Origin of the sequence: Pseudomonas sp. CP-1, from assembly GCF_021213715.1 — a bacterium.
Lineage (GTDB): Bacteria > Pseudomonadota > Gammaproteobacteria > Pseudomonadales > Pseudomonadaceae > Pseudomonas > Pseudomonas aeruginosa.
Genome location: NZ_JAJQKY010000009.1, coordinates 130,883 through 144,886, shown reverse-complemented (window position 1 = coordinate 144,886; position 14,004 = coordinate 130,883). Strand labels below are relative to the sequence as shown.

The 14,004-nt window shown below is 63.6% G+C and carries 16 protein-coding genes; 7 read left to right on the top strand and 9 right to left on the bottom strand.

All coding sequences use genetic code 11. From position 1 onward, the window contains the following. Positions 1 to 3: 3 nt before the first annotated feature. Positions 4 to 852, bottom strand: coding sequence for a 16S rRNA (cytidine(1402)-2'-O)-methyltransferase (gene rsmI, locus LT948_RS19025; protein WP_033995388.1), 849 nt, complete (start codon positions 850 to 852; stop codon positions 4 to 6). A gap of 126 nt (positions 853 to 978) precedes the next feature. On the opposite strand from rsmI, the gene LT948_RS19020 reads away from it, so the two are divergent. The 4 genes from LT948_RS19020 to LT948_RS19005 are packed head-to-tail and all read left to right on the top strand — an operon-like array spanning position 979 to position 4,364. Continuing rightward, positions 979 to 2,793 carry a penicillin-binding protein activator gene (locus LT948_RS19020; protein ID WP_015503531.1) on the top strand — a complete coding sequence of 605 codons (1,815 nt, stop codon included), beginning with the start codon at positions 979 to 981 and terminating at the stop codon, positions 2,791 to 2,793. Beyond that, positions 2,790 to 3,167: a YraN family protein gene (locus LT948_RS19015; protein WP_003110149.1), complete on the top strand. Its 378-nt coding sequence runs from the start codon at positions 2,790 to 2,792 to the stop codon at positions 3,165 to 3,167. Before LT948_RS19020 ends, LT948_RS19015 begins: the two co-directional genes overlap by 4 nt. 28 nt (positions 3,168 to 3,195) lie before the next feature. Beyond that, positions 3,196 to 3,789, top strand: coding sequence for a phosphoheptose isomerase (locus LT948_RS19010; protein ID WP_003094149.1), 594 nt, complete (start codon positions 3,196 to 3,198; stop codon positions 3,787 to 3,789). Beyond that, a complete protein-coding gene (locus tag LT948_RS19005; RefSeq protein ID WP_003094151.1) occupies positions 3,786 to 4,364 on the top strand; it encodes a BON domain-containing protein in 579 nt (192 codons plus the stop codon). The genes LT948_RS19010 and LT948_RS19005 overlap by 4 nt, the downstream gene beginning before the upstream one ends. Positions 4,365 to 4,420: 56 nt before the next feature. Here LT948_RS19005 and LT948_RS19000 read toward each other — a convergent pair whose 3' ends face one another. The 7 genes from LT948_RS19000 to rplM all read right to left on the bottom strand — a co-directional run bounded on the left by LT948_RS19000 (position 4,421) and on the right by rplM (position 9,214). Continuing rightward, positions 4,421 to 4,828: a ClpXP protease specificity-enhancing factor gene (locus LT948_RS19000; protein WP_003094153.1), complete on the bottom strand. Its 408-nt coding sequence runs from the start codon at positions 4,826 to 4,828 to the stop codon at positions 4,421 to 4,423. Positions 4,829 to 4,839: 11 nt separating this feature from the next. Continuing rightward, positions 4,840 to 5,457: a glutathione S-transferase N-terminal domain-containing protein gene (locus tag LT948_RS18995; RefSeq protein WP_003094155.1), complete on the bottom strand. Its 618-nt coding sequence runs from the start codon at positions 5,455 to 5,457 to the stop codon at positions 4,840 to 4,842. An 85-nt stretch (positions 5,458 to 5,542) separates the two neighbouring features. After that, positions 5,543 to 6,325, bottom strand: coding sequence for a cytochrome c1 (locus LT948_RS18990; RefSeq protein WP_003455493.1), 783 nt, complete (start codon positions 6,323 to 6,325; stop codon positions 5,543 to 5,545). After that, positions 6,325 to 7,536 carry a cytochrome b gene (locus LT948_RS18985; RefSeq protein WP_003094159.1) on the bottom strand — a complete coding sequence of 404 codons (1,212 nt, stop codon included), beginning with the start codon at positions 7,534 to 7,536 and terminating at the stop codon, positions 6,325 to 6,327. Before LT948_RS18985 ends, LT948_RS18990 begins: the two co-directional genes overlap by 1 nt. Further along, positions 7,536 to 8,129: a ubiquinol-cytochrome c reductase iron-sulfur subunit gene (gene petA / locus LT948_RS18980; protein WP_003100631.1), complete on the bottom strand. Its 594-nt coding sequence runs from the start codon at positions 8,127 to 8,129 to the stop codon at positions 7,536 to 7,538. The genes LT948_RS18985 and petA overlap by 1 nt, the downstream gene beginning before the upstream one ends. Before the next feature lie 249 nt (positions 8,130 to 8,378). Beyond that, positions 8,379 to 8,771 (bottom strand): 30S ribosomal protein S9, encoded by a 393-nt coding sequence (gene rpsI / locus LT948_RS18975; RefSeq protein ID WP_003098810.1) that lies wholly within the window; start codon positions 8,769 to 8,771, stop codon positions 8,379 to 8,381. 14 nt (positions 8,772 to 8,785) lie between these two features. Next, positions 8,786 to 9,214: a 50S ribosomal protein L13 gene (gene rplM / locus LT948_RS18970; protein WP_003094164.1), complete on the bottom strand. Its 429-nt coding sequence runs from the start codon at positions 9,212 to 9,214 to the stop codon at positions 8,786 to 8,788. Between the two features lie 245 nt (positions 9,215 to 9,459). Here rplM and LT948_RS18965 point away from each other — a divergent pair, with 245 nt between their 5' ends. Next, positions 9,460 to 10,497, top strand: a complete 1,038-nt coding sequence (locus LT948_RS18965; protein ID WP_033995386.1) for an NADP(H)-dependent aldo-keto reductase — start codon at positions 9,460 to 9,462, stop codon at positions 10,495 to 10,497. Between the two features lie 84 nt (positions 10,498 to 10,581). Here the strand turns inward: LT948_RS18965 and LT948_RS18960 are convergent, their stop codons facing one another. Beyond that, positions 10,582 to 11,727: an acyl-CoA dehydrogenase family protein gene (locus tag LT948_RS18960; RefSeq protein WP_003134747.1), complete on the bottom strand. Its 1,146-nt coding sequence runs from the start codon at positions 11,725 to 11,727 to the stop codon at positions 10,582 to 10,584. A 253-nt stretch (positions 11,728 to 11,980) separates the two neighbouring features. On the opposite strand from LT948_RS18960, the gene LT948_RS18955 reads away from it, so the two are divergent. Next, the gene (locus LT948_RS18955) at positions 11,981 to 12,880 is read left to right on the top strand and encodes a GlxA family transcriptional regulator (protein ID WP_003120906.1); all 900 of its coding nucleotides are present in this window, start codon (positions 11,981 to 11,983) and stop codon (positions 12,878 to 12,880) included. 158 nt (positions 12,881 to 13,038) lie between these two features. Beyond that, positions 13,039 to 14,001, top strand: coding sequence for a hypothetical protein (locus tag LT948_RS18950; protein WP_003110032.1), 963 nt, complete (start codon positions 13,039 to 13,041; stop codon positions 13,999 to 14,001). Positions 14,002 to 14,004 lie beyond the last annotated feature (3 nt).

The window sequence follows — 14,004 nt, the reverse complement described above, 5'->3', positions numbered from 1 at the left end:
AGCTCAACTCTTCCCTTGGCGTTGCAAAGCCTGTTGATACAAAAGGTTTTTTCGCACCCCGGTGATTTCCGCCGCCAGCGCCGCGGCTTTCTTCAACGGCAGCTCGGCAAGCAGCAGGTCGAGCACCCTGAGCGCCTCTGCACCGATCGACTCCTCGCCTTCCGGCGCCTGCCACCCCGCCACCAGCACAACGCACTCGCCGCGCTGCTGGTTGCTGTCCGACGCGACCCAATCGTGCAGTTCGGCCAACGGCAGGCTGCGAATGGTCTCGAAGGTCTTGCTCAGCTCCCGCGCCAGCACCGCACGGCGCTCCCCGCCGAACACGTCGCGCATGTCCGCCAGGCTTTCCAGCAGACGATGGGGCGCCTCGTAGAAAATCAGCGTGCGTGGCTCTTCCTGTACCGCCTGGAGGCGGCTGCGTCGTCCCGCAGCCTTGGCGGGCAGGAAACCTTCGAAGATGAACCGGTCCGACGGCAATCCCGCCGCCGACAGCGCCGCGATCAGCGCGCAGGAGCCCGGCACCGGGACCACCCGGATATCCAGCGCCTGTGCCTGGCGCACCAGGTGGAAGCCGGGATCGGAAATCAGCGGGGTACCGGCGTCCGAGATCAGCGCGACGTCCTCCCCCCCCTGCAGCCGGGAGATGAAGCGCCCGCCCTCCTCGCGCTCGTTGTGCTCGTGGCAGGCCGCCAATGGCGTCTCGATGCCGAAGTGCTGGAACAGCCGGATCGAATGGCGGGTATCCTCCGCAGCCACCAGGGCCACCTCCCGCAGCACCCGCAGGGCGCGCGGGGTGATGTCGTCGAGATTGCCGATCGGGGTCGCCACTACGAACAGAGTGCCTGCTGACACGAAAATACCTCGGGAGCTATCTGAAAAGGCGGCATTGTATCGCGATTCAGGGTGCCGCCATCGCACCCGAGGCGGGCCTCCGGTACAATCGGCGACTCTTCGTGAATGCGCCATGAGAAGCCCTATATGATCGCTTGCCTGCGTCCGCTTTCTGCTCTGATCCTGGCCGGTCTGCTGACCGCCTGCGCGACCTCGTCCAATTCCGGACTGGGCGAACTTCCCCGTACGCCGAATGCCAGCATCGAGCAGTTGTTGCAACAGGCCAGCCAGAGCAAGCCCGAGGAAGCGGCGCTGCTGCGCCTCTCGGCAGCGGACCTTGCCTACCAGCAGAAGGACCTCGCCAGGTCCACCGCCATCCTGGGACAGATCCCGCTGGAAAGCCTGAAGCCGGCCCAGCAGGTCTTCGCCAGCACCCTGAACGCCGAACTGGCCCTCGCCCGCAGCAAGCCCAAGGCCGCCCTGCAGGCATTGCAGCATCCGAGCATGCAGCATCTCAGCGAGCTGCCGGTGACCCAGCAGGTTCGTACCCAGCGCGCCAAGGCCCAGGCCCTCGCCGCCGACGGCCAGGTCCTTGCCGCAGCCAAGGAGCGCATCTACTTCGCCCCGCTGCTCGAGGGCCCGGCGGTGATCGAGAACCAGGAAAAGATCTGGACCCTGGTCAGCAGCCTGCCGGTCGACCAGTTGCAACCGAGCGCCAACGAAGGCGACCTCAGTGGCTGGCTGGCCCTGGCACGCATCACCAAGACCTCGCCGACCCTGCAGCAACAGCAGGCCAGCATCGAGAGCTGGCAACAGCAGAACCCCGAGCACCCGGCGGCCAAGCACTTGCCGGCGGCGCTGGAGAAACTCAAGACGCTGTCCCAGCAGCCGCTGACCCGCATCGCCCTCCTGCTACCCCAGCAGGGGCAGTTGGCCAACGTCGCCCGGGCCCTGCAGGACGGCTTCCTCGCCGCCCACTTCCAGGCCCAGCAGGCCGGCCAGAACCCTCCTTCGATCAAACTCTACGACAGTACCCAGGTGCGCTCGCTAGATGACTTCTACCGCCAGGCCCAGGCCGATGGCGTCGAACTGGTCGTCGGTCCACTGGAGAAGCCGCTGGTCAAGCAACTCGCCAGCCGCGAGCAACTACCGATCACCACCCTCGCACTCAACTACAGCGACAACAGCCAGGAAGGCCCGGCGCAGCTGTTCCAGTTCGGCCTCGCCGCCGAGGACGAAGCGCGCGCGGTGGCCAGCCGGGCCTGGGGCGACGGCATGCGCCGGGCCGTGGCGCTGGTGCCGCGCGGCGAATGGGGCGACCGCGTGCTGGCCGCCTTCAGCCAGAGCTGGCAGTCCGCGGGCGGCAGCCTGATCGCCGCCGAGCATGTCGACCAGCCGGTACAACTGGCGCAACAGATCGCCGACCTGCTGCAACTGCGCCAGAGCGAAGGCCGCGCCCAGCGCCTGCAGGGCGCCCTCGGCAGCCAGATCGCCACCCAGCCGTCGCGCCGCCAGGACATCGACTTCGTGTTCCTCGCCGCCACCCCGCAGCAGGCCCGCCAGATCAAGCCGACCCTGGCCTTCCAGTACGCCGGCGACCTTCCGGTCTACGCCACTTCGCACCTCTACACCGGGACCAACAACCCGACCCAGGACCAGGACCTCAACGGCATCCGCTTCTGCGAGACCCCGTGGCTGCTCAACCCCAGCGACCCGACCCGCCAGCAGGTCGCCGCCCAATGGCCCCAGGCCAACGGCAGCATGGGCCGCCTCTACGCCATGGGCGTCGACGCCTACCGCCTCGCTCCGCGTCTGCCTGAACTGAAGGCCGTGCCGAGCCTGCAGATCGACGGCCTGACCGGTACCCTGAGCCTGAATCCGACCCAGCGCATCGAACGCCAGTTGCAATGGGCCGAGTTCCGCAATGGCCAGGTCCAGCCGCTGGGGACCAGCAGCTTTTGACCGATAGGGAAAGCTCCCGGGACAAGGGGCGCCAGGCCGAGGAACTGGCCTGCGCCCATCTACGGCGACAGGGCCTTGCCACACTTGGCAAGAATTGGACCTGTCGCCGCGGAGAGCTCGATCTGGTCATGCTCGACGGCGATACAGTAGTATTCGTCGAAGTCCGCTCCCGCCGGCATCGCGCCTGGGGCGGAGCCCTGGAGAGCATCGACGCGCGCAAGCGGCAACGCCTGATTCTCTCCGCCGAACTTTTTCTGCAACAGGAGGCGCGCTGGGCCAAACGCCCCTGTCGCTTCGATGTGGTCACCGTCGATACCAGCGACGGACAATCACCACCGCGACTGGACTGGATTCAGAACGCATTCGACGCCTGATCAGCCGCCCCACCGAAGGTCATTACCGATGGACATGCAACACCGTATCCGCCAGCTCTTCCAGGCCAGCATCGAGACCAAGCAGCAGGCCCTGGAAGTACTGCCTCCCTATATCGAGCAAGCCAGCCTGGTGATGGTCAATGCGCTGCTCAACGAGGGCAAGATCCTCTCCTGCGGCAATGGCGGCTCGGCCGGCGATGCCCAGCACTTCTCCTCCGAACTGCTCAACCGCTTCGAGCGCGAACGTCCGAGCCTGCCGGCCGTGGCCCTGACCACCGACAGCTCGACCATCACCTCGATCGCCAACGACTACAGCTACAACGAAGTCTTCTCCAAGCAGATCCGCGCCCTGGGCCAGCCGGGCGACGTCCTGCTGGCGATTTCCACCAGCGGCAATTCGGCCAACGTGATCCAGGCCATCCAGGCTGCCCACGACCGCGAGATGCTGGTGGTCGCCCTGACCGGCCGCGACGGTGGCGGCATGGCTTCGCTGCTGCTGCCGGAAGACGTGGAGATTCGCGTTCCTTCCAAGATCACCGCACGCATCCAGGAAGTCCACCTGCTGGCCATCCACTGCCTCTGCGACCTGATCGACCGCCAACTGTTCGGGAGTGAAGAATGAGCCGTACCGCCTTCGTCGCCGCCACCCTGGCCCTGAGCCTGGCCCTGGGAGGCTGCAGCAGTTTCCTCAGCGCCACCCGGGACAAACCGATCGACGACGATCGCGGGACCCGAACCATCGGCAGCAAGATCGACGACTCGCTGATCGAGACCAAGGCCGCGGTGAACATCGCCAAGGCCGATCCGGCCCTGGACAAGGACTCTCACATCGTCGTGGTCAGCTACAACGGCATCGTGCTGATCGCCGGCCAGACCCCGCGCGCTGACCTCAAGAGCAAGGCCGAACAGGCCGCGCGCACGGTGCAGAAGGTCAAGAACGTGCATAACGAACTGCAGGTGACCTCGCCCTCCTCCCTGCTCGCCCGCAACAACGACGCCTGGATCACCACCAAGCTGAAGACCCAGATGCTCAGCGATCCCAACGTGCCCTCGTCGCGGATCAAGGTGGTCACCGAGAACGGCATCGTCTACATGATGGGCCTGGTCAACCAGCAGGAAGCCGCCCAGGCTGTCCGCGTCGCCCAGGGCGTCGACGGGGTGCAGAAGATCGTCAAGCTGTTCGAATACATAAACTGAAGAACAGCGAACGAAAAAAAGGCGATCCTTCGATCGCCTTTTTCATTGCTCGCCGTTTACTTGACCACCTTCAGGGATGGCCTGCCACTGGGACGCGGCGGCTCATCGGACGGCCCACCATCGTCATCGCCCGGCTCGTCGTCCACCGGACCCGGCTGCTCCAGATCGAAGACCATGCCCTGGCCGTTTTCCCGGGCGTAGATGGCCATTACCGCCAGCGCTGGAATGTACAGGCTCTGCGCCACGCCGCCGAAACGCCCCTCGAAGCTGACCGCCTCGTTGTCCATGTGCAGATGCCGCACGGCAGAGGGCGAGACATTGAGCACGATCTGCCCATCGCTGGCATAGCCCGGAGGCACCTTTACCCCGGCGAACTCTGCGTTCACCAGGATATGCGGCGTGCAATCGTTGTCGACGATCCATTCATAGAGCGCGCGGACCAGATAGGGACGGCTGGAATTCATCTTCATGTTCCTTAACGCATATCTCGTTCAACGGAAGACAGGCTGGCCCGGAAGCTTTCCCGGGCGAATCCGCGCTCCATGTAGTCGAGCAACGGCTTGGCCTGCCGCGGCAACTCGATGCCCAGCAGCGGCAGACGCCAGAGGATCGGCAACAGGCAGCAATCCACCAGGCTGAAATCCTCGCTGAGGAAATATGCCTTGTCGGCGAACAGCGGGGAAACCCCGGTCAGGCTCTCGCGCAACTCCTTGCGCGCCTGGACCCGCTCGGCCTCCTTGCTGCGCGCATCCAGGATCCGGTCCACCAGGGAACACCAGTCCCGCTGGATACGATGGATCAACAGGCGGCTGTTGGCACGCTTCACCGGATAATCGGGCAGCAGCGGCGGATGCGGATAGCGTTCGTCGAGGTATTCCATGACCACCGTCGGCTCATACAGCGCCAGGTCGCGATCGACCAGGGTCGGTACGCTGCCGTAGGGGTTGACCTCCGCCAGCATCGGCGGACAGCGGCCCGCCTCGATATCGATCACCTCTACCGCCACGTTCTTCTCGGCCAGGACCAGGCGGATGCGATGGCAGTAATGATCGGCAGGGTCGGAATAGCAGGTCAGCTTGTTGATTGAAGCCATGGAGCCCTCCTCGCAGGTCGACTTGTGGGAGGTGAAAAGACGCGCGCGCCCCGTAGGGCCCCCGCTTCGAAGACCAACGTGCGGGTTAGTGCACGTCCTTCCAGTACTCGCGCTTGAGGAGATAGGCGAATACGAAGAAGAAGGCCAGGTAGAGCAGGACGTAGGTACCGATACGCTCGGAGGCCAGCTTGTTCGGGTTGGCCGAATAGGCCAGGAAGGTCACCAGGTTCTTGACCTTCTCGTCGAACTGGGCTTCGTTCAGCTCGCCGGTCTTCGGCACCACGGTCAACTGGTCACAAGCTTCGTGAGTCAGCGGGGTACCGGTCAACGGATCGAACTGCTTCTTGCCATCCTCGACCACCTGTACCTGCTTGCAGCCGATCACCTGGCGTCCCTGCAGGGGCGCCAGGACGTTCGGCATGCCGACGTTGGGGAAGATCACGTTGTTCACGCCCCACGGACGCTTGGGATCCTCGTAGAACGAGCGCAGGTAGCTGTACAGCCAGTCGGTGCCGCGTACGCGGGCAACCAGGGTCAGGTCCGGCGGAGCGGCGCCGAACCAGGTCTTGGCGTCGGCCGGCTTCATGCCGATGTCCATGTGGTCGCCGATCTTGGCGCCGGTGAACACCAGCTTCTCCATCATCAGATCGGTAGGAATGCCCAGGTCGGTGGCGACACGCTCGTAACGCTGGAACTTGGCGCTATGGCAGCCCATGCAGTAGTTGGCGAAGGTACGCGCGCCATCCTGCATGGCCGCCTTGTCGGTCAGGTCGATGTCGACATGATCCAGTTGCGGCCCATGGCCGCCAGCGGCAAAACCCAGGACTGGCAGTACCGCCAGAATCAGTGCAGCGAATTGCTTTTTCATCAGCCAGTCACCCTTTCCGGAACCGGTTTGGTCTTCTCCATCCGGGTGTAGAACGGCATCAGGATGAAGAAGGCGAAATACAGGACGGTGCAAACGCGCGACAGGGTAGTACCCAGCGGGCTCGGAGCCTGGGCGCCGTAGTAGCCGAGGATCACGAAGGACACCGCGAAGATCACCAGCCACAGCTTGCTCAGCCAGCCCTTGTAGCGGATCGAGCGAACCGGGCTGCGATCCAGCCACGGCAGGACGAACAGCACGGCGATCGCCGCACCCATCGCCACCACGCCCATCAGCTTGTCCGGAACCGCGCGGAGGATCGCGTAGAACGGGGTGAAGTACCAGACCGGAGCGATGTGCTCGGGGGTCTTGAACTGGTTGGCCATCTCGAAGTTGGGCTTCTCGAGGAAGTAGCCGCCCATTTCCGGGAAGAAGAAGATCACGGTGCAGAAGATGAACAGGAACACCACCACACCGACGATATCCTTCACGGTGTAGTACGGATGGAACGCGATGCCGTCCAGCGGTACGCCGTTCTCGTCCTTCTTCTTCTTGATGTCAACGCCGTCCGGGTTGTTCGAACCGACTTCGTGCAGCGCCAGGATGTGCAGCACGACCAGGCCGAGCAGGACGATCGGCAGGGCGATCACATGCAGGGCGAAGAAGCGGTTCAGGGTGATGCCGGAGATCAGGAAGTCACCGCGGATCCACTGGGCCAGGTCTTCGCCGACCACCGGAATCGCGCCGAACAGGGAAATGATCACCTGGGCGCCCCAGTAGGACATCTGACCCCAAGGCAGCAGGTAGCCCATGAAGGCCTCGGCCATCAGCGCCAGGTAGATCAGCATGCCGAAGATCCACACCAGCTCGCGCGGCTTCTGATAGGAGCCGTAGAGCAGGCCGCGGAACATGTGCAGGTAGACCACGATGAAGAACGCCGATGCACCGGTGGAGTGCATGTAGCGAATGATCCAGCCGTAGTCGACATCGCGCATGATGTATTCGACGGAAGCGAACGCCTCTTCGGCCGACGGCGTGAAGCTCATGGTCAGCCAGATGCCGGTGAGGATCTGGTTGACCAGCACCAGCAGCGCCAGGGAACCGAAGAAATACCAGAAGTTGAAGTTCTTCGGTGCGTAGTACTTGCTCAGATGGTCTTCCCACATCTTGGTCGCGGGAAAACGCGCATCGACCCAAGCCATGAACTTGTTCATCAGGCTTTCTCCTGGTCCACGCCGATGGTGATGACGTCGTCAGCATCGAACGTATAAGGCGGAATCGGCAGGTTCAGCGGCGCTGGCTGGCCTTTGTAGACACGACCGGCGAGGTCGTAATGGGAGCCGTGGCAAGGGCAGAAGTAGCCACCCTTCCAGTCCGGACCGAGGTCGGCGGGGGCGACTTCGGGACGGAAGGTCGGCGAGCAGCCCAGGTGGGTGCAGATGCCGACGATCACCGCCAGTTCCGGCTTGATCGAGCGAAGCTTGGGATCGACGTACTCCGGCTGCTCCGAGGCCTTGGAGTCCGGGTCGGCCAGTTGTCCTTCGAGGCTCGGCAGGGCGTCCAGCATCTCCTTCGTGCGGTGCACGATGAATACAGGCTTGCCGCGCCATTCAGCGATGATCTGCTGACCTGGATCGATCTTGCCCACGTTCACCTGCACCGGCGCGCCAGCAGCCTTGGCTTTGGCACTGGGGAACCATGACCCTACGAACGGGACCGCAGCACCCACCGCTCCCGCCGCGCCAACCACAGAGGTGGCCGCGACGAGGAAGCGACGCCGGCCTGCATTCACGCCGTCATTACTCATTCAGTCGTCTCCCATCAGCTTCAGACCTGTTCTAATCAGGCCTTTAAGTAAAAATTCGAGCCGCGCAAAAAATTCGCCAAATGGTAAAGAAAACCCCCTTTGATGACAAGGTAATAGCCTGACACAAAACGCCCGAAACCCTTGTAGGGCGCGCCCTTCGGCCATGCGACACCTTGCCGCAGAGTTAAAGCGTAGACATAAAAAAACGCCCAGCTCCGAAGAGGTGGGCGTTTTTCAGCAAGCGTCGAATTAACGCTTGGAGTACTGCGGACGCTTACGCGCTTTACGCAGACCGACTTTCTTACGCTCGACTTCACGGGCATCGCGAGTCACGTAGCCGGCCTTGCGCAGCGAGCTACGCAGGGTTTCGTCGTACTCGATCAGGGCACGGGTGATGCCGTGACGGATCGCACCGGCCTGACCGCTTACGCCACCGCCAACGACGGTAACGAAGATGTCGAACTTCTCGACGGTCTCGGTCAGCTCGAGCGGCTGACGCACGACCATGCGAGCGGTTTCACGACCGAAGAACTGATCGAGACCACGGTTGTTGATGGAAATCTTGCCAGTACCCGGACGCAGGAAGACGCGAGCGGTAGCGGTCTTACGACGGCCAGTGCCGTAATTTTGAGTCGCCGACATAATGAGCTATCCCGTTAAATCTTCAGTTCTTGGGGCTGCTGAGCGGTGTGCGGGTGGCTGGCACCCTTGTACACCTTCAGCTTGCGATACATATCGCGACCCAGAGGGTTCTTCGGCAGCATGCCTTTTACAGCGGTCTCGATGACGCGCTCAGGGGCCTTGGCGATCAGCTTCTCGAAGTTGATCGACTTGATGCCGCCCGGGAAGCCGGAGTGGTGGTAGTACATCTTGTCGGTGGTCTTGGCACCGGTCACACGCACCTGCTCGGCGTTGATGACGACGATGTAGTCGCCGGTGTCAACGTGCGGAGTGTACTCAGGCTTGTGCTTGCCACGCAGGCGGCGGGCAATTTCGGTCGCCAGACGACCCAGGGTCTGGCCGGCAGCGTCGACGACGAACCAGTCGCGCTGTACAGTTTCCGGTTTCGCGGTATAGGTTTTCATTCGTTATAGCCTCAGGGGCCGCCTGAAAATAAGACGGCGAATCTTACTGGACAGTGGTTGCCTTGACAAGTCAAGGACAGCCGAAAACAGACACGAATTGGGGCTCGGGTCGGTGTGCGTCCGTAACGACTAGATACATCGATCGGCAGGCTTGGCATCCCCCACCGATGAAAGGCTGCGGAATTATGCAGATTTCGCCAGAATTTACAACCGCATTAACCACTTAATTTCACGAGGACACCCGCATGGAGTATCGCCCGCTCGGCCGCACCGATCTGAAAGTCAGCGCCCTCTGCCTCGGCACCATGACCTGGGGCGAGCAGAACAGCGAGCAGGACGCCTTCGCCCAGATCGCCAGGGCCAAGGCCACCGGGATCAATTTCATGGATACCGCCGAAATGTATCCGGTGCCGCCCCGCGCCGAGACCTACGCCAGCACCGAGCGCATCATCGGCAACTGGTTCCGCCGCAGCGGCGACCGCGCCGACTGGATCCTCGCCAGCAAGATCGCCGGCCCCGGCAACGGCATCAGCCATGTGCGCGACGGCAACCTCAAGTTCAACCGCCAGCACATCGTCGCCGCCCTCGATGCCAGCCTGGAGCGCCTGCAGACAGACTGGCTGGACCTCTACCAGTTGCACTGGCCGGAGCGGCGGACCAACTTCTTCGGCCAGCTCGGCTACCAGCACCAGGAAGAGAGCTTCACACCGCTGGAGGAAACCCTGGAAGTGCTCGACGAGCAGGTGCGCGCCGGCAAGATCCGCCACATCGGCCTGTCCAACGAGACACCCTGGGGCACCATGACCTTCCTCAGGCTCGCCGAGGAGCGCGGCTGGCCGCGCGCGGTATCGATCCAGAACCCCTACAACCTGCTCAACCGCAGCTTCGAGGTGGGCCTGGCGGAAATCGCCATCCGCGAGCAGTGCGGCCTGTTGGCCTACTCGCCGATGGCCTTCGGCATGCTTTCCGGCAAGTACGCGGACGGCGCCCGCCCGGCCAACGCGCGCATCAGTCTCTACAGCCGCTTCACCCGCTACACCAACCCGCAGGCGGAAGCGGCCTGCGCGCGCTACGTGGCGCTGGCCCGCGAACATGGACTGGAACCGGCGCAGATGGCACTGGCCTACGTCACCTCGCGGCCGTTCGTGACCAGCAACATCATCGGCGCGACCTCGCTGGAACAGCTGGAAGCCAATCTCGGCAGCGTCGACCTGAGGCTGGACGAGGAGGTACTCGCCGGTATCGATGCGATCCACCGGGAGCAACCGAACCCGGCTCCCTGAGGCTCCAGGGGCCTGGCGCTGCCGCGGGTTCGGCGGACAACCGCGCGATGCGGTCGTTCGCCCCTCCCGGTGGCCAGGAGCGCCTCACAGGGCCCGCGCGATGATCTCCTTCATGATCTCGTTGGTACCGGCGTAGATCCGCTGTACCCGGGCATCGGCCCAGGCCCGCGCCACCGGATATTCCCACATGAAGCCGTAGCCGCCGTGCAACTGCACGCATTCGTCGAGCACCTTGCATTGCAGGTCCGTCGTCCAGTACTTGCACATGGCGGCGGTGGGTACGTCCAGCTTGCCCTGGAGATGCAGCTCCATGCAGCGATCGACGAAGACCCGGCCGACCTGGATCTCGGTAGCCATCTCGGCAAGCTTGAAGCGGGTATTCTGGAAGTCCGCCACCGACTTGCCGAACGCCTTGCGCTCGCGAGTGTAGTCGAGCGTCCATTGCAGGGCCGCCTCGGCCGACGCCAGCGCGCCGATACCGACGGTCAGGCGCTCCTGCGGCAGCTCCTGCATCAGGTAGATGAATCCCTGGCCGTCCTTGCCGAGCAGGTTCTCCCGGGGAATCCGCACATCCTGGAAGAACAGCTCGGAGGTGTCCTGGGCCTTCATCCCGACCTTCTCCAGGCGCTTGCCCTTGCTGAAGCCCGGCGTACCCGCCTCGACCACGAACAGGCTTATGCCCTTGGCGCCAGCCTTCGGATCGGTCTTCGCCACCACGATCACCAGGTCGGCGAGGAAGCCGTTGGTGATGAAGGTCTTCGAGCCATTGATGACGTACTCGTCGCCATCCAGTACCGCCGTGGTCTTCACCCCTTGCAGGTCGGAACCGGCCCCCGGCTCGGTCATGGCGATGGCCGCGACCATCTCGCCGGATACCAGCTTCGGCAGGTACTTGCGCTTCAGCGCCTCGCTGCCGTAGTGGAGGATGTAGGGCGCAGCGATGTCCGAATGCAGGGAGAAACCGATCCCGGTCAGGCCGGCCCGACCGATCTCTTCGATGACCACGGCGCTGTAGAGGAAGTCCGCGCCCATCCCGCCATACTCTTCCGGCAGGTGCGAACAGAGCATTCCGGCCTCGCCGGCCTTGTTCCAGAGCGCGCGGTCGACATGCCCATCCTTTTCCCATTGGTGATGGAAAGGCACGGCTTCCTGTTCGAGGAACTTGCGCACGCTGTCGCGAAACAGTTCGTGGTCGGAGCTGAACAGGGTTCTCGGTATCATCGTGGTCACCTGGAAACGGTCTGGGATCGGGTTGGCTGCACGCGGCAGGTCTTCGACTGTAGGGAAATGCCCCGACCGACGCACTGGACAGTTGCGCCAAAAAATAAGACGATCCAGCCGCCTTTTGACCGCTTTCCCTTACTCACAACAACGATAAAAATCCATGCGCGCTCAATCCGCTCCGGTGCTGAAACATGTCGGCATCGTCGCCATCGACGGCGTCTTCGCCTCGACCCTGATGCAGGCCAAGGACTTCTTCCACATGGCCAGCCTGCGCCACGGCAAGCAGCAGGGCCTCGGTCTCCAGCCGGCCTTCCGCACCCGCATCCTCAGCCCCGACGGCCAGCCGGTACGCAGCTTCAGCGGCGACAGCATCGCCGTCGACGGTCCCCTCGCCGCCTGCGATATAGTGGTCCTGCCCGCCTTCTGGGGCGACTTCGACGCGCTCGAACGGCGCTATCCGCAAATCGTTCCCTGGTTGCGCCGCAGCCATGCCGAGGGAACCGCCCTCTGCGGCGAGGCGACCGGGGTCTTCTGGCTGGCCCAGGCAGGCCTGCTGGATGGCAAGGAAGCGACCACCTACTGGCGCTTCTATCGGGAATTCGCCGAACGCTTCCCGAACGTGCTGCTCAACCAGGAGAAGCACCTGACCGATGCCGACGACCTGTTCTGCGCCAGCGGCGTCACCTCCGCCTGCGACCTCTACATCTATCTGATCGAGCGTTTCTGCGGCGGATCGGTGGCCCAGGCGGTGGCCCGGGATACCCTCTACGAAGTACAGCGCAGCTACACCCCAGGGCGTATCGGCTTCGGCGGACAGAAGCTGCACCATGACCCGACGATCCTGCAGATCCAGCAATGGCTGGAAGACCACTTCGCCGACAAGTTCCGTTTCGAGGACGTCGCCCGCGACCACGGCATGAGCATCCGCAACTTCATGCGGCGCTTCCAGGCCGCTACCGGCGACAAGCCACTGCACTACCTGCAGCGACTGCGGATCGAGACCGCCAAGGGCATGCTCTCGAGCACGCGCAAGAGCATCAAGACGATCAGCTACGAGGTCGGCTACGACGACGCCAGCTTCTTCGCCCGCCTGTTCCGCCAGCACACCGAACTCTCTCCCCACCATTACCGTCGCCAGTTCATGCAGAAGGAAAGCTGAGCCGGACATCGCCGGGCCTGCCCGAACGGCATCGGCGCCGGCGCTTTCCCTACAGAACCTAGGATAGGTAGCCAGGTCGGCCTTCGCGGGTTCTCATGAATCCGCAGGCCCGCCGCAGACGCGGGCGTTCCGAACAACGACAAGAACGGACCTTTGCCATGCGCCTTTATCTGCTCGCCTTCCTGGCCCTCTTCGGTATGAATGCTATGGCCGCCGACAACTGGAAAGCCTTCCCCTACGACCAGAGCGCCTATGACTATCCAGGCGACAAGTTGAAGGAAGCCTGGCCGCGCCTGACCCGCGGCTTCGGCGACTATCCCTATCCGGACGCCGACTGGGTGGTGAACATGGCGACCGCCCATCCGGATGCCCTGGAAAAGACCGTGAAGGCCGGCACCGGCTTCACCGGCAAGCCGGAAGAGGCCGCGCAATATGCGGCGCGCCTGCAGGATGTCTGGCGCCTGCTGTTCCGCGGCGACTACGCCAAGGCCAAGGAGCAGGGACTGGCCCTGGGAGTCGGCGGCCAGGTACCGGCGATGTTCGCCCAGGTGCTCTACGCCATGTTCCTGGCTCCCGACCAGGCGGAGAAACAGCGCCTGCTCGAAGAGGTCATCGACTACACCGAACAGGCCGGCCCGCTGGTCAAGGCCGATATCGTCGCCCAGTTCGGCAGCGTCTACGCCAAGGCGCGCCTGGCCGAGGAGCTATCGGTACCGGTAGTGCTCAAGCGCGGCTATACCAGCGAAATCCCCAAGGAACTGGACGCCCTCCTGGCCAGGCAACCCAACCAGCCGTTCGCCCTGGCGCTCTACGGCGGCTACGAGGCGGGAGTGATCCGCAAGGTCGGCAAGCTGGTCGGCAAGATGACCTACGGGGTCAGCGCCGACAAGATGGAACAGTACTTCGCCCGCTCCTTCCGCCAGGCCAACGACCTGCCGATCGGCCACTACGAGTACGCCAACGCGCTGACCTACGTATACGGCGACGACGAGCGGGAGAAGGCCATCGCCCAACTGAAGCAGGCCGTGGCGATCAAGCCGATCAACGCCATGGAAGCCCTCGAAGTGGCCCATGCGAAGAAGCTCCTCGCCGGCTTCGAGCAGAACACCGCGCAGCGCTGAAAC

Excerpts from the sequence above, each read along its gene's own strand:
- LT948_RS19020 (WP_015503531.1), top strand. The coding sequence starts at position 979 with ATGATCGCTTGCCTGCGTCCGCTTTCTGCTCTGATCCTGGCCGGTCTG.
- LT948_RS19010 (WP_003094149.1), top strand. The coding sequence starts at position 3,196 with ATGGACATGCAACACCGTATCCGCCAGCTCTTCCAGGCCAGCATCGAG.
- LT948_RS19005 (WP_003094151.1), top strand. The coding sequence starts at position 3,786 with ATGAGCCGTACCGCCTTCGTCGCCGCCACCCTGGCCCTGAGCCTGGCC.
- LT948_RS19000 (WP_003094153.1), bottom strand. The coding sequence starts at position 4,828 with ATGAATTCCAGCCGTCCCTATCTGGTCCGCGCGCTCTATGAATGGATC.
- LT948_RS18995 (WP_003094155.1), bottom strand. The coding sequence starts at position 5,457 with ATGGCTTCAATCAACAAGCTGACCTGCTATTCCGACCCTGCCGATCAT.
- LT948_RS18990 (WP_003455493.1), bottom strand. The coding sequence starts at position 6,325 with ATGAAAAAGCAATTCGCTGCACTGATTCTGGCGGTACTGCCAGTCCTG.
- LT948_RS18985 (WP_003094159.1), bottom strand. The coding sequence starts at position 7,536 with ATGAACAAGTTCATGGCTTGGGTCGATGCGCGTTTTCCCGCGACCAAG.
- petA (WP_003100631.1), bottom strand. The coding sequence starts at position 8,129 with ATGAGTAATGACGGCGTGAATGCAGGCCGGCGTCGCTTCCTCGTCGCG.
- rpsI (WP_003098810.1), bottom strand. The coding sequence starts at position 8,771 with ATGTCGGCGACTCAAAATTACGGCACTGGCCGTCGTAAGACCGCTACC.
- rplM (WP_003094164.1), bottom strand. The coding sequence starts at position 9,214 with ATGAAAACCTATACCGCGAAACCGGAAACTGTACAGCGCGACTGGTTC.
- LT948_RS18965 (WP_033995386.1), top strand. The coding sequence starts at position 9,460 with ATGGAGTATCGCCCGCTCGGCCGCACCGATCTGAAAGTCAGCGCCCTC.
- LT948_RS18955 (WP_003120906.1), top strand. The coding sequence starts at position 11,981 with ATGGCCAGCCTGCGCCACGGCAAGCAGCAGGGCCTCGGTCTCCAGCCG.
- LT948_RS18950 (WP_003110032.1), top strand. The coding sequence starts at position 13,039 with ATGCGCCTTTATCTGCTCGCCTTCCTGGCCCTCTTCGGTATGAATGCT.